The 13,809-nt window shown below is 61.2% G+C and carries 12 protein-coding genes; 5 read left to right on the top strand and 7 right to left on the bottom strand.

Features of this window, described 5'->3' with window-relative positions; all coding sequences use genetic code 11:
* Positions 1-8: 8 nt before the first annotated feature.
* From AAEZ03_RS15780 to AAEZ03_RS15810, 7 genes are all read right to left on the bottom strand, one after another.
* A complete protein-coding gene (locus AAEZ03_RS15780) occupies positions 9-521 on the bottom strand; it encodes a DUF2878 domain-containing protein (protein ID WP_350579851.1) in 513 nt (170 codons plus the stop codon).
* Positions 518-1,786, bottom strand: coding sequence for an SAM-dependent methyltransferase (locus AAEZ03_RS15785; protein ID WP_278938917.1), 1,269 nt, complete (start codon positions 1,784-1,786; stop codon positions 518-520). The genes AAEZ03_RS15780 and AAEZ03_RS15785 overlap by 4 nt, the downstream gene beginning before the upstream one ends.
* Positions 1,773-2,564, bottom strand: coding sequence for a DUF1365 domain-containing protein (locus tag AAEZ03_RS15790; protein WP_123751424.1), 792 nt, complete (start codon positions 2,562-2,564; stop codon positions 1,773-1,775). Before AAEZ03_RS15790 ends, AAEZ03_RS15785 begins: the two co-directional genes overlap by 14 nt.
* Positions 2,561-3,808: an NAD(P)/FAD-dependent oxidoreductase gene (locus AAEZ03_RS15795; RefSeq protein ID WP_350579830.1), complete on the bottom strand. Its 1,248-nt coding sequence runs from the start codon at positions 3,806-3,808 to the stop codon at positions 2,561-2,563. The genes AAEZ03_RS15790 and AAEZ03_RS15795 overlap by 4 nt, the downstream gene beginning before the upstream one ends.
* Positions 3,805-4,566, bottom strand: a complete 762-nt coding sequence (locus tag AAEZ03_RS15800; RefSeq protein WP_350579831.1) for an SDR family NAD(P)-dependent oxidoreductase — start codon at positions 4,564-4,566, stop codon at positions 3,805-3,807. Before AAEZ03_RS15800 ends, AAEZ03_RS15795 begins: the two co-directional genes overlap by 4 nt.
* On the bottom strand, positions 4,563-4,985 hold the full coding sequence (locus AAEZ03_RS15805; RefSeq protein ID WP_350579833.1) for a nuclear transport factor 2 family protein: 423 nt from the start codon (positions 4,983-4,985) through the stop codon (positions 4,563-4,565). Before AAEZ03_RS15805 ends, AAEZ03_RS15800 begins: the two co-directional genes overlap by 4 nt.
* Positions 4,986-5,239: 254 nt before the next feature.
* On the bottom strand, positions 5,240-6,736 hold the full coding sequence (locus AAEZ03_RS15810) for an MFS transporter (RefSeq protein ID WP_278938926.1): 1,497 nt from the start codon (positions 6,734-6,736) through the stop codon (positions 5,240-5,242).
* A gap of 182 nt (positions 6,737-6,918) precedes the next feature.
* On the opposite strand from AAEZ03_RS15810, the gene AAEZ03_RS15815 reads away from it, so the two are divergent.
* From AAEZ03_RS15815 to AAEZ03_RS15835, 5 genes are all read left to right on the top strand, one after another.
* Complete coding sequence (locus AAEZ03_RS15815) at positions 6,919-7,833, top strand: LysR family transcriptional regulator (RefSeq protein WP_278938929.1); 915 nt, start codon at positions 6,919-6,921, stop codon at positions 7,831-7,833.
* Between the two features lie 117 nt (positions 7,834-7,950).
* On the top strand, positions 7,951-9,408 hold the full coding sequence (locus tag AAEZ03_RS15820) for a gamma-aminobutyraldehyde dehydrogenase (RefSeq protein ID WP_350579836.1): 1,458 nt from the start codon (positions 7,951-7,953) through the stop codon (positions 9,406-9,408).
* Between the two features lie 288 nt (positions 9,409-9,696).
* A complete protein-coding gene (locus AAEZ03_RS15825) occupies positions 9,697-10,854 on the top strand; it encodes an iron-containing alcohol dehydrogenase (protein WP_350579839.1) in 1,158 nt (385 codons plus the stop codon).
* A 10-nt stretch (positions 10,855-10,864) separates the two neighbouring features.
* Positions 10,865-12,196: an APC family permease gene (locus AAEZ03_RS15830; protein ID WP_123751431.1), complete on the top strand. Its 1,332-nt coding sequence runs from the start codon at positions 10,865-10,867 to the stop codon at positions 12,194-12,196.
* A gap of 111 nt (positions 12,197-12,307) precedes the next feature.
* The gene (locus AAEZ03_RS15835) at positions 12,308-13,732 is read left to right on the top strand and encodes a gamma-aminobutyraldehyde dehydrogenase (protein ID WP_350579842.1); all 1,425 of its coding nucleotides are present in this window, start codon (positions 12,308-12,310) and stop codon (positions 13,730-13,732) included.
* Positions 13,733-13,809 lie beyond the last annotated feature (77 nt).

The following is a 13,809-nucleotide window of genomic DNA, read 5'->3' on the forward strand; positions in this document are numbered from 1 at the left end:
GTGCCTCGTCAGCGACTACAACGGGCCGGGTGCCCGGCCACCCAGTGCAGCGCGGGCATCAGCATCGCCCAAATGAATGCGAGCACTACAAGGCTGGGCCAAATACCCAGCGGCAGGCCTACACCGGCCAACGTCGCGCCGCCCCAATACGAGAGCGGCCCCGCGACAGCGCCCAGCAGGCTGCCCAGCCACCATGGATGTTTTGTCCAGTTCAGGCTGTAGTTCAAAGTGCTGGCGAAAAGCAGCCAAAGCAGCGTCAGCCATAACGGCAGCACCACGGTGCTACCGGCAAAGGTGAACAACCCGAGGTGCATCAGCGCGCTGTCCAGCAGCCAACCGCAGGCTGCCACCCGCAGCACGCTGCGCCATTCATTAAAAGCCTTTGCCACCCACCCCAGTTGCAGCGCCAGGCAGACGATGGCAATCAGCAACAACCACGGGCGTTGAGCGCCCCACACACACGCGAACCATCCCAGTTGGAAAAGCCCGGCATTCAGAAACAGCCGGCTACGCCCGTTCAGGCTTTTAGCCCATAGGGCTGCGGCCTGGCCCCAGGTTTGGCGAGCAGCAGATGTGCGGTGCCAATGCTGCGCTCCAGAAAGCCGCCTTCGCAGTAGCACAGGTAAAACTCCCACAGGCGATAAAACGTCTGGTCGTAGCCCAGCGCTTCCAGGCTGTGCTGGTTGCTGCGCAGGTTGTCGTGCCACAGGCGCAGCGTGCGGGCGTAATCCAGCCCGAAGTCTTCCATGTGATGCAGGTTCAGGTCGGTGTCGCGGCTGATGGTGCTCAGCATGGCGGTCACCGAAGGCAGCGCGCCACCGGGGAAAATGTAGCGCTGGATAAAGTCGACGGTTTTTTTAGCCTGCTCGTAGCGCTGGTCCCGAATGGTGATGGCTTGCAACAGCATCAGCCCGTCATCGTTGAGCAGGTGGGCGCACTGTTTGAAATAGGTGGGCAGGAAGCGGTGGCCGACGGCCTCGATCATCTCGATGGAAACCAGCTTGTCGTAGGTACCCGTCAGATCACGGTAGTCCTGCAACAGCAGGGTGACGCGGTCTTGCAGGCCCAGTTCGGCAATCCGGTTCTGGGTATACGCAAACTGCTCATGGGACAGGGTCGTGGTGGTGACTTTGCAGCCGTAGTGGGTGGCCGCGTACAAGGCCATGCTGCCCCAGCCTGTGCCGATTTCCAGCAGGTGGTCGGTGGGTTTGAGGTCGAGTTTTTCGCAGATGCAGGCCAGCTTGTTCAGTTGGGCCTGTTCGAGGGTGTCGCTGGCGGAGCGGAACATGGCTGCGGAATACATCATGGTCGGGTCGAGCAGTTTTTCGAACAGCGCGTTGCCCAAGTCGTAGTGCGCTGAAATGTTGCGTTGCGAGCCTTGGCGCGTGTTGCGGTTGAGCCAGTGCAGGGCTTTTGCCACCGGGCGGCGTAGCAATGCCAGGCCGCGCTCCATGTCATCCAGCACGTCAAGGTTGGCCACGAAAATGCGGATCACCGCCGTCAGGTCGGGGCTGCTCCAATACCCATGGATATACGCCTCGCCCGCACCGATGGAGCCATTCAAGGCCACCATGGGCCAGAAGGCCGCGTCATGCACCTCGAGTGCGCCGTGCAGCTCAGCGCCGGGTTGACCAAAGCTCAGGGGCTCACCGTCGACCGTGACCAGCAAATGCCCGTGGCGCAGTTGGGCCAATTTGCGCAACACGCCTTTTTTGAGCAGACGTGCGCCTAGTCCATTGGCTGCAGAATCACCGGTACTGGTGGGGTTCAGACTAGGGTTTGTCATGGCGAGACTCCAAATGGGCGGTGCGCTGTTCACCGTTGGCGGCTTCATGGGAAAACACGGGCGTGCGTTTGAGCAGCAGGCGCAGGGCCTGCCAGTAAATGGCAAGTACGGTTTTGCCGGTGATCCAGGGGAACTCCAGCAGGTGGCGATGCAGGCTGTGGCGCGTGAGTTCGATGCGCTCCAGGCCCATGCCCGCCTCAAAGACTTTTTGTTCGCCCTGCCAGTCCTGCATGGTCACGTTCAGCTGTTGCTCCGGCGCAGAGAAACGCATGCGGTACTCCAGGTCGCGAGGCAGAAAGGGCGAGACATGAAAACTCTTGGCCACTCGATGGCGTGACTCACCGCTAGGATGGGTCGGCAGCACGTAGTGGTAGCGTTCTCGCCACGGGGTGTTGCTGACTTCGCAGAGGATGGCGGCCAGGCTGCCATCAGCTTCGAAGCAGTAAAACAGGCTGATGGGGTTGAACGACAAGCCCCAACTGCGCGGCTGCGTGAGCAGGCAGATGCGCCCTTGCGGGGCGTGGCCCAAGGCCTTCTCGACAACCGCGCGCACGGCATTGCTGAGCGTCACGCCCTGGCGCGTGGCGTGGGGCAAGTAGTCTGTTTCGCGGAAGGTAAAAGCGCCCCAGCGCGATCGCCCGGCCAGCCGCGACAGGGCCAGGACTTGCGCTTGCTCGGCAAGGTCGAGGTAGAGCATGCCCATGCGATAGCGAAATGCGTGGGCGCGCGGCAGCAACCGACGGTGGCTGACCCAGCCGCGGTAAAGCGCGCTGTTCATAGCTGTTCTCCGAACGCCGCAGCCACGCGCAAGCCGCTGACCACGCCGTCCTCATGGAAACCGTTGGCCCAGTAGGCCCCGCAGAAGTAGCTGTGTTGCACCCCTTGCAGTTCTGCCCAGCGTGCCTGCGCCTCTACGCCTGCCAAGGTGTATTGCGGGTGGGCGTAGCGGTAGCGGCCGAGGATGGTGCTTGGGTCAATCGCCTCGTTCTGATTGAGGCTGACGCAGAAGGTCGTGTCGCTCTGCAGCCCTTGCAGGATGTTCATGTTGTAGGTGAGCGCGGCGGGTTGCCGGGTTGAGCCGCCGAGACGGTAGTTCCAACTGGCCCACGCCAGACGGCGGTTCGGCAACACACGGGTGTCGCTGTGCAGCACCACGTCGTTGTCGGCGTAGTGCAGCGCTCCGAGTATCTCGCGCTCGGCCTGGTTGGGCGCCGCCAGCAGGCTCAGGGCCTGATCGCTGTGGCAGGCGAACACCACGCTGTCAAAACGTTCAGTGCCTGCGCCGCTGTGCAGGGTGACACCGGTCGCGTCGCGCTCTACCCGCTGCACCGGGCAGTTCAGGCGGATGCGCTCGGCAAAGCTGGCGCTCAGCGCCGTCACATAACTGCGCGAGCCCCCGCAGACCACACGCCATTGCGGGCGGTTGGTCGCTGACAGCAACCCGTGATTCTTAAAAAAACGCACAAAGAACTGCAGCGGAAAACCCTGCATGTCGGCCAACGACATCGACCAGATCGCCGACCCCATCGGGACGATGTAGTGATCGATAAAGCGCTGCCCGTAGCCCTTCTGTTGCAGGTAGTCGCCGAGGGTGGTGTCGGCGGCGATGCGCTGTTCGTGCAGGTCGCGCAGGGCTTCGCGGTTGAAGCGCAAAATGTCGCGCAACATGCCCCAGAAGCCCGGCGACAGCAGGTTGCGCCGCTGGGCAAACAGGCTGTTGAGGTTGTTGCCGTTGTATTCGGTGCCCGACTTTGGATCGCGAACCGAGAAACTCATCTCGGTGGGTTGTGAGGCCACGCCCAGTTGATCCAGCAGGCGGATGAAATTGGGGTAGGTCCAGTCGTTGAACACAATAAAACCGGTGTCTATGGCAAAGCGTTCGCCCTTCACTTCAACGTCAACCGTGTGGCTGTGGCCGCCCACCCAGTCACTGGCCTCGAACACAGTGATGTCGTGCTGGCGGTTGAGCAGATAGGCGCAGGTCAGGCCGGAAATACCGCTGCCGATGATGGCTATTTTCATGAAGATTCTTCTGTGTCAGGACGCGCCATGCGTTTGCCCAGGGCCAATTGCAGGCGCTGAGGCAAAGCCGCCAGTAAGCGAAGCACAGCGATAAAGGGGCCGGGGAAGGCGATTTCCAGCGGTCGTTTGTCGAGGCGGGTGGCGATGTAAGTGGCCGCTTTATTCACTGGCCAGCGCATCGGCATCGGGAAGTCATTGTGTTGGGTCAGTGGCGTATCGACGAAGCCCGGGCTGACGACAGTGACGTCGATACCCTCGTGGGCCACGTCGATGCGCAACGACTGAAACAGATAGCGCATCGCCGCCTTGGAGGCGCCATACGCCTCGGCGCGGGGCAGCGGCAAGTAGGTCACCGAGCTGCACACGGCCACCAAATGCGGGCGTTTGGCCTTGCGCAACAGCGGCAGGGCGGCTTCTACGCAATAGACCGCAGAGAACACATTGGCGCGCATCACGCGCTCAATCATGTTGGCCTCGAAGTGGCCTGCGTCCAGGTATTCGCAAGTGCCGGCATTCAAGATGACCTGATCCAGATAACCCCAGGCCTGCCCGATCTGTTCGCCGATGGCCTGAACCTGGAGCGGATCCGTCAGGTCGCCGGGTAGCGCAAGGACCTGTTGCGGGAACGCCGCGTGCAAAGTCTCCAGGGCCTGGGCATTGCGCGCGCTCACGGCCAGCAAATGGCCCTGCTTCAACAGGATCTCTGCCAGAGCAGCGCCAATGCCGCTGCTGGCGCCGGTGAGCCAGATACGCTTCATGCCAGCCTCCCTTTCAACCAGCCAATCGCGGGGCCCATCAGCGGCAGGTGCTCATAGAGCAGGGCGCCCGCATCAAAATAGTCGCGATGCTGGTAGACCTTCTCGTGCCATAACAGATGCGAGCAGCCAGCCACGTCTATGCGTTGGCCACGGCTCAGGCGCGGGTGCCGATAGTGCAAGTTCCAGCGCAGATACCCGCTACCGTCCTGCACCTGGTCATAACCGTGAAAGGTGAAGCCCAGCTCGCTGACGTTGGCGTAGAGCTGCGCAAAATAGGCTTGCAGTGCTGCCAGGCCGTGGATCTCATGCAGCGGATCCCGAAACTGAATATCGTCGCTGTACAGTTCCTGGAGCGTGTGCAGATTGCTCGCATCCAGTGCGGCAAAACGGCGGGCGAAATCGTGCAGGAAGTCAGACACAGTGCCTCCCGCAACCCGATAGGTTGCCGTGCCGGGCTAAGCGGCTGATCCCGAGTGGGGCGTTGTCTGCGGCATCGAGCATCTGACTCCCTCCTTTTCTTGTACAAAGAAAATATCTTGTACAGGTTTTTAGAGAATAGGGAGCGTGTTGTACAAGTCAATTAATTTGTACAACTATTTGTGCGGTGGGGAGGGTCGCTACGCAACCCATCGCAGCCTTCGTGCCTCGTCAGCGGCTACAAAGCTCAGTGATATTAGCCCCGTTGCCGCCCAAAAAGCACAAACACCACCACCGCCAGCAGCGCGATGACCACGGCCGATGTGGTGAGCAGGACCGAGTGGGTACTCGAAAACGCCAGCTTGGCCGCTTCAATCAAGGCATTGCCCTGGGCGGCAGGCAGTTCACCGGCCACCACGTAACTGTCGCCGATGGATCTGGCGGCCCGTTCGGCCTGCGCTGGCGCCAGTTCAGCGGGCAGCGACAGAGTGCTGCCAAACACTTTGGACATGAACACCCCGAACACGGTGATGCCCAGGCCGGTGCCCAGCTCATAAGCGGTGGCTTCCAGTGAACCGGCGGCGCCGCCCTTGCTGGCGTCAACCGAGCCCATGATGGCTATCGACGAAGCGGTCAGGCCGATACTCAGTGCCAAGCCCAACACCGCCAGCATGGCCGGCACCGCAATGCCGGCGGCATTGAAATCGGCAAAAGCCAGAAACCCCAACGCCCCGGCAGACGTGGCCAGTGACAGGCTGGCGACCCCGCGCAAGCCAAAGCGGTTGGACAGATACCCCGCAACCGGGCCGCCCAGCGCGGCGGCGGCCATGATCGGGATCAGGAAGATCCCCGCCTGCAACGGCGTCTTGTCCAGCACGTATTGCAGCTCCATGGCCAGGGTCAGTTCCACACCTGCCAGCGCGCCGATGGTTACCAGCGCCATGATCATGCCGCCCAGCAGCGCCGGGTGGGCGAACAGCGACAGGTCCAGCATCGGCGTGGCAGAGCGCAGTTGCTGGCGAGCGAACAGCACCAGCAGCGCAAGCCCGGCAATCAGCACCAGCATGGCGAACACCAGCGATTGCGTGGCGCCGATGCTGGCCTTGATGCCATAAACCACGCCGATGATTCCGGCAATCAGCACCAGCGCTTGGCCGACGGCCCACTTGCCGGGTGTGGTGTGCTCGACGCGTGGCAACAGCACGAACACCACCGGGATCACCACCGCCATGATCGGGACATTGATCAAAAATACCGACCCCCACCAGAAGTGCTCAAGCAGCGCGCCACCGATCAGCGGGCCCACCGCGGCGCCCGCCGCGCCGACGGTGCCCCACAGGCCGAGGGCCAGAGCGCGTTCCTTTTCGTCCTCGAACGTGCGGCGAATAATGCCCAGCACACACGGCATGATCATCGCGCCGCCCAGCGCCAACAGCACCCGCGCACCGATGAGCATGGCCGGCGTCGGCGCGAACGCGGCGAGCAACGAAGCCACCCAGAACACGCTCAGGCCATATAGCAGGATGCGCCGATGACCGACGCGGTCGGCAAGGGTGCCCATGGGCACCAGCAAACCGGCCATCAGCAGCGGGTAGATATCGATGATCCACAAGACCTGCGCCCCTGACGCGCCCAACGCCAGCGTCAGCGACGGCACAGCAATATGCAGAATGGTCATATCAATCACGATGGGCACAAAGGCCAGCATCACGGCGATCAGGATCAGCCAGCGTTTGGAGGCAGCAGTGGGCATGACTAAAGTTCTCGGTGGTCAGGTGTCAGGATGATACTGCGATCCCTGCCTGCGACTGTCGTAAGCAAATGTGAATAAGGGTAACGGTCAGTAAAGCAGCGCTGAGGTTTGTGCCGAGCTATCGATAAAAAAGATATACACTCGCCCATCACAAAAAATCAGTCCGCTGGAGGGGTGTTTTCATGATGACGTTGCGTCAGATCCGTCACTTCATCGCCGTGGCCGAGACGGGCTCCATCTCGGCTGCCGCCCAAGCGGTGTACATCTCTCAATCGACCTTGACCCTGGCGATCCAGCAACTGGAGCAGGAAATCGGCGTCAGCCTGTTCAATCGCCACGCCAAGGGCATGACCCTGACCCACCAGGGCCATCAGTTTTTGCGCCAGGCGCATTTGATTCTGGCCACGGTGGACAACGCCAAGCGCAGCTTGCAGCAGAGTACCGATCAGGTAGCCGGGCAGTTGATCGTCGGCGTGACCAGCCTGGTGGCGGGTTATTACCTCGCGGATTTGCTCACCCGTTTTCAGCGCGCCTACCCCAACGTCGAAATCCGCGTGATGGAAGACGAACGCCCGTACATCGAGCATTTGCTGGTCAGTGGCGAGATTGATGTCGGGGTGTTGATCCTTTCCAATCTTGAAGATCGCCACGCCTTGCAGTCCGAGGTGCTGACCCACTCGCCGCACCGTGTGTGGCTGCCGGCCCAGCATCCCTTGCTGGAACTGGACAGCATCAACCTGGCCGACGTGGCCAAAGAATCGTTGATCCAGCTTAATGTCGATGAGATGGACAGCAATGCCCAGCGCTTGTGGGCGCAGGCGGGGTTGCAACCGAGCATTACCTTGCGCACGGCATCGACCGAAGCGGTGCGCAGCCTGGTCGCGGCGGGGCTGGGGATCTCGATCCAGCCGGACATGACCTACCGGCCCTGGTCGCTGGAAGGCGACATCATCGAGGCCCGGCCCATTGCCGACCTTAACCAGACACTCGACGTCGGCCTGGCCTGGCGCCGGGGGACCGCGCGGCCGCCGTTAGTCGATCCGTTTTTGACCGTCGCCCGCGAGCAGCCCCATGGCGGGCGCAAGCTGACGATTTAATCTGGATTTAGTGTTTGTCGTTCGCGCTGCGCCAAGACTAATCTTGCAGCCTCTATAAAACGGTCCAGCCCACAGAGCGGGGCGCACCACGACCGCACCACACAAGAGAGCCCTACCATGCCCGCCGCGCAGACACCATTGTTCACCGCACTGTTGATCGACGGTGAATCAGTCGCCGGGCAGGGCATTGTCGAACCCATCATTAACCCGACCACGGGTGAGGTGCTGGCGTCGATCGCCGAGGCCAGCGCCGAGCAGACCGAGGCCGCGATCCTTGCCGCACACCGGGCCTTCGACGGCTGGGCTAGGACCACGCCGCAGCAACGGTCTAACCTGCTGCTGGAAATCGCCAGTGCGATTGAAAAAAACGCCGACTACCTCGCTCGTCTCGAAGCGCTGAACTGCGGCAAGCCGCTGCATCTGGCGCGCAAAGACGACTTGAGTGCCACGGTGGATGTGTTCCGTTTTTTTGCGGGTGCCGTGCGTTGCCAGACCGGCCAGCTCAGTGGCGAATACCTGCCCGGCTACACCAGCATGGTGCGGCGTGACCCGATCGGCGTGGTGGCCTCGATTGCGCCGTGGAACTACCCGATCATGATGGCCGCCTGGAAAATCGCCCCGGCGCTGGCGGCGGGCAACACGTTGGTGTTCAAACCTTCCGAGCACACACCGCTGTCGATTCTGGCCCTGGCGCCGATGCTGGCCGAAATCCTGCCGCGCGGGGTGCTGAACATCATTTGTGGCGGCGGTGAAAACGTCGGCAGCCATCTGGTCAGCCACCCGAAAGTGCGCATGGTGTCATTGACCGGCGATATCGTCACCGGGCAGAAAATCCTCTCCACCGCGGCCAAAACCCTCAAGCGCACCCACCTTGAACTGGGCGGCAAAGCGCCGGTGATCGTCTGCGACGATGCCGACCTTGAGGCCGTAGTCGAAGGGGTGCGCACGTATGGCTATTACAACGCGGGGCAGGATTGCACCTCGGCGTGCCGGGTGTATGCGCAGGCCGGCATTTACGACAAGTTGGTGGCGGCGCTGGGTGATTCCGTGAGCCGTATCCGCTTTGCCGGCAAGCGCGATGCCGACAACGAGATCGGCCCGCTGATCAGCACCCGTCAGCGTGATCGCGTGTCCAGTTTTGTCGAGCGGGCGCTGGGCCAGCCGCACATTGAGTGTGTGACGGGGGGCGCTGCGCATCCGGGAGCGGGCTTCTATTACCAGCCGACGCTGCTGGCCGGTTGTAAACAAAGCGATGAAATCGTCCAGCGCGAAGTGTTTGGGCCGGTGGTGACCGTGACCCGTTTTGATGAATTGGCGCAGGTCGTGGACTGGGCCAACGACTCTGAATACGGCCTGGCCTCGTCGATCTGGACGCAAAACCTCGACAAGGCCATGCAAGTGGCAGCGCGCTTGCAGTACGGCTGCACCTGGATCAACAGCCACTTCATGCTGGTCAGCGAAATGCCCCACGGCGGCCTGAAGCGTTCGGGCTATGGCAAAGACCTGTCCAGCGATTCGCTGCAGGACTACAGCGTGGTGCGCCACATCATGGCCCGCCACGGCCAGCATTTGTAATCGTCGACACCAAACCTGCTTTTCAGGATTTACGATCGCTTCGCAATCGATCGTAGCCTCGCAGGCTCGTCAACTGCTACAGGTGGTCGCAGAGCGTTCGATTTAATCGAATGCTCCCTTGAGTTTTAAGTATTTGTTGATCTGCTACCTGTGTCTTAGTGTTTCGACCCATACCGCCATGCGGCACCTTCAACAATAAAAACCGATAGTGGCCGCCCCTGCGGCTCCCTGACTCGTCTGCCATAACTACAACATTGCAAAGCGCCACAGAGCGAGAGGAACGTCCCCATGCAATTCCAGTTTCTATTACCCACCAAAATCGTCATGGAACCTGGCCTGCGCCAGCGTACCGGCGAACACCTGCTCGGCCTGGGCTTGAGCCACGTGCTGCTGGTCACCGACCCGGGCGTGAAGAACGCCGGTTTGCTCGACAGCATCTATGCCAGCCTGGAACAGGCCGGCATTCGCTATGACGAAATAGCCGACGTCAAACCCAACCCGCGCAGCGAAGACGTTAACCGTGCCGCGCAACTGTATCGCGGTAAAGGCATCGACGGCGTACTGGCGGTCGGCGGCGGCAGTGCAATGGACGCCGCCAAGGCCATCAGCGTTTTGCTGACCCATGACGGCATCGTTGAAGACTACGAAGGCGCGTTTACCCTCAAAAATGCGGTACTGCCGATTGTGGCGATTCCGACCACCGCCGGCACCGGCAGTGAAGTGACCTTTTTCTCGGTGATCACCGACACCCGTCGCCAATTCAAAATGAGCCTGCTCGACTACCGCATCGGCCCGGTGCTGGCGCTGCTCGACTCAGACATCACCGCCACGTTGCCGCCGCACATTGCTGCTGCCACCGGGATGGACGCGCTGACCCACGCCATTGAGGCCTATACCGGCAAACCCGCCAACCCGATCAGTGACGGCCTGGCGCTGCACGCGATCCGTTTGATCGCGCAACACCTCAAGCCCGCCGTGCAAGAACCAGACAATCGTGAAGCCCGCGAACAGATGCTGATTGCCAGCCTGATTGCCGGCATGGCCTTCGGTAATGCCGACATCGCCAGCGTGCACTGTATTTCCGAAGCCATCGGCGGCATGTACGACACCCCGCACGGCATCGGCAACGCGATCTTCCTGCCATTTGTGTTCAGCCATAACCGCGACGCCGACCTGCGCCGCCACGCCGATGTGGCGTATGCCCTGGGGATCGACCCCAATCTGAGCGCTGTGGACGCGGCCCAAGCGGGCGTCGATCAACTGTTTCGCATGAACCGCGAGCTGGGCATCCCGCGTTTCGCCGACGTGGCCGGGGTGCGCGAAGAAGACTTCACGGCCATCGCGCAGAAGTCCAAGAGCAATATTTCCGATGCCAGCAACATCAAAGACATGACCGTCGAGAGCTACCTCGATGTGATTCGTGCCGCCTACCACTACTCAGCTTGAGGGCATCGTCATGAGCGCATCGATTTCGACTCCGCATCTGCGCCGTACCTTGGGTCCGGTGTCTGTGTTGCTGTTCGGTCTTGCCTTTATTGCGCCACTGATTGTGTTTGGTACCTACGGCGTGATCGCCCAGGCCAGCCAAAACACCGTGGCGTTGTCTTATGTGGTGGCGTCCATCGGCGTCATCTTTACCGCGTTGAGCTACGGGCGACTGGTGCGGGTGTTTCCGACAGCGGGTTCGGCTTATACCTACACCCGTAAAATGCTTAACCCCAACATCGGCTTTATGGTCGGTTGGGCGGCGCTGCTCGATTACTTCTTTATTCCGATGCTGATCTGGCTGCTGGGGGCGAGCTACCTGAGCCTGGCGTTCCCGGATGTACCGCAGTGGGTCTGGATCACCGGCTTTATCGTGTCCACCTCGTTGCTCAACATCCTCGGGATCCAGGTGGCTAACCGTTTCAACATCATCTTGATGCTGATCCAGCTCACCATCATCACCGTGTTCATCGCCCTGTGCTGGCACTACGTCAGCGCGATCAATGGTCCGGGCGGATTGTTGTCGGTCAAACCGTTCTTCAATGCCGACGTACCGTTCTCGGCGACCATGGCCGGTGCTGCCATTGCCGCTTATTCGTTCCTTGGCTTCGACGCCCTGTCGACTTTGAGCGAAGAAACCGTTGAGCCGGAACGCACCATCCCGCGGGCCATTTTGCTGGTGGCTTTGATCGGCGGCAGCCTGTATGTCGGCTCCTCGTACTTCATGTACCTGGCGCATCCGGTGGGCGTATTCGAAAACATCGACGGCGCGGCGTTTGAAATCGCCAAGACCATCGGCGGCGACCTGTTTTTTGCAGTGGTTCTGACCGGCATCATCATTGCCCACTTTGCTGCTGGCCTGTCGTTCCAGGCCAGTGTCGGGCGCCTGCTGTATGCCCTGGGCCGTGACAACCAATTGCCGCAAAAGCTGTTTGGCGTGCTCAACCCGCGCTACAAGACCCCGGTGTTCAACATCGTGCTGTGTGGTGCCTTTGGTTTTGTCGGCTTTGGCCTGACCATCGCCACCGCTACGTCCTTGGTTAACTTCGGCGCATTCCTGGCCTTTACCGCCGTCAACCTGTGCGCGCTGAAACTGACCTTCGACCGTGCGCTGGGCGACAAAGCCGGTGTGCTGCGCGGGATGTTGTTCCCGTTGATCGGGGCCATTACCTCGGGCTGGATGCTCATCAGCCTGGACGCCGACGCGCTGATCCTCGGCTCATGCTGGGTCGTGCTGGGGCTGGTGTACCTGGCCTTCCGTACCCGCATGTTCAGCACCGCCGTGCCTGAACCCGCGCTCTGACGCACCCGACCCCTTAGCCCTTGTAACTACCCCCTGTGCGCATTGATTGCGCGCATGCGGGGAGGTTGCGCCTTTTTGATGGGGTGGCCCACGCCACCCACAGGAGAAACCATGCAAACCCGCCTGCTGATCAATGGTCAACTCATCGCCGGTGAAGGCGAAAAACTCCCGGTGCTCAACCCGTCGTTGGGCGCCACGTTGGTAGAAATCCCCGAGGCCAGCCTGGCGCAGGTCGATGCAGCAGTGTGCGCGGCCGACGCGGCGTTCGACGCCTGGTCACAGACCACGCCCAAGGACCGCTCGCAATTGCTGCTGAAACTGGCCGACACCATCGACGCCCATGCCCCGGAGCTGGCACGCCTGGAATCGGATAACTGCGGCAAACCCTTCACCGCCGCGCTCAACGACGAACTGCCCGGCGTTGCCGATGTGTTCCGCTTTTTCGCGGGCGCCAGCCGTTGCCTGCAAGGCAGTGCAGCAGGCGAATACCTGGCGGGGCATACCTCGATGATCCGTCGCGATCCGGTGGGCGTGGTGGCGTCCATTGCGCCCTGGAACTACCCGTTGATGATGGCCGCCTGGAAGCTCGCCCCAGCGCTGGCCGCCGGTAATACCGTGGTGATCAAGCCGTCTGAACAGACTCCGTTGAGCACGTTGAAACTGGCGCAGTTGATGGCGGAGATATTCCCTGCGGGCGTCATTAATGTGGTCTTTGGTCGTGGCCCAAGTGTCGGCAAACCGCTGACCAGTCATCCTAAAGTGCGCATGGTGTCGCTGACCGGTTCGGTCGCAACCGGCAGCCGGATCATCGCCGGTACGGCCGACAGCGTTAAACGCATGCACATGGAACTGGGCGGCAAAGCCCCGGTGATCGTGTTTGACGATGCCGACATCGACGCGGCGGTTGAAGGCATCCGTACCTTCGGCTTTTACAACGCCGGCCAGGACTGCACCGCCGCCTGCCGTATTTATGTGCAGAAGGGCGTGTACCACGAGTTTGTAAGAAAACTCGGTGAGGCTGTATCCACTATTCGCCATGGGTTGCAGGACGACCCTGAGACAGAACTCGGGCCGTTGATTACCTTGCAACACTTGGAGCGGGTCGAGGGCTTTGTCCAGCGTGCCCGTGAGCAGTCGCACATTGAAGTGGTGACGGGCGGCAAGCGCGTAGCGGGGCCGGGGTTCTTCTTTGAACCGACCGTTTTGGCGGGTGCGCGGCAGGACGATGAAGTGGTGCGCCATGAGATCTTCGGGCCGGTGGTATCTGTCACCGAATTCGACGACGAAGCGCAGGCTTTGCAGTATGCCAACGACTCCGACTATGGCCTTGCGTCTTCAGTGTGGACTCACGATGTCGGCCGCGCCCATCGGTTGGCGGCCCGCCTGCAATACGGCTGCACCTGGGTCAACACGCACTTCATGCTGGTCAGCGAAATGCCCCACGGCGGCGCCAAGCTCTCGGGCTATGGCAAGGACATGTCGATGTACGGCCTGGAGGACTACACCACCATTCGGCATGTGATGTTCAAGCACTGATAGCGTTTAAATAAAACCGGTAGGAGCGAGCTTGCCTCGCGATCTTTTAAAAGGTCAAAAGATCGCGAGGCAAGCTC

This window comes from Pseudomonas sp. HY2-MNA-CIBAN-0224, from assembly GCF_040310285.1.
Taxonomy (GTDB): Bacteria; Pseudomonadota; Gammaproteobacteria; order Pseudomonadales; family Pseudomonadaceae; genus Aquipseudomonas; species Aquipseudomonas helleri.

What these genes read in the sequence shown, in the direction of transcription:
- AAEZ03_RS15795 (WP_350579830.1), bottom strand. Translation starts at nt 3,808, where the DNA reads ATGAAAATAGCCATCATCGGCAGCGGTATTTCCGGCCTGACCTGCGCC.
- AAEZ03_RS15790 (WP_123751424.1), bottom strand. Translation starts at nt 2,564, where the DNA reads ATGAACAGCGCGCTTTACCGCGGCTGGGTCAGCCACCGTCGGTTGCTG.
- AAEZ03_RS15785 (WP_278938917.1), bottom strand. Translation starts at nt 1,786, where the DNA reads ATGACAAACCCTAGTCTGAACCCCACCAGTACCGGTGATTCTGCAGCC.
- AAEZ03_RS15830 (WP_123751431.1), top strand. Translation starts at nt 10,865, where the DNA reads ATGAGCGCATCGATTTCGACTCCGCATCTGCGCCGTACCTTGGGTCCG.
- AAEZ03_RS15820 (WP_350579836.1), top strand. Translation starts at nt 7,951, where the DNA reads ATGCCCGCCGCGCAGACACCATTGTTCACCGCACTGTTGATCGACGGT.
- AAEZ03_RS15815 (WP_278938929.1), top strand. Translation starts at nt 6,919, where the DNA reads ATGATGACGTTGCGTCAGATCCGTCACTTCATCGCCGTGGCCGAGACG.
- AAEZ03_RS15835 (WP_350579842.1), top strand. Translation starts at nt 12,308, where the DNA reads ATGCAAACCCGCCTGCTGATCAATGGTCAACTCATCGCCGGTGAAGGC.
- AAEZ03_RS15800 (WP_350579831.1), bottom strand. Translation starts at nt 4,566, where the DNA reads ATGAAGCGTATCTGGCTCACCGGCGCCAGCAGCGGCATTGGCGCTGCT.
- AAEZ03_RS15810 (WP_278938926.1), bottom strand. Translation starts at nt 6,736, where the DNA reads ATGCCCACTGCTGCCTCCAAACGCTGGCTGATCCTGATCGCCGTGATG.
- AAEZ03_RS15825 (WP_350579839.1), top strand. Translation starts at nt 9,697, where the DNA reads ATGCAATTCCAGTTTCTATTACCCACCAAAATCGTCATGGAACCTGGC.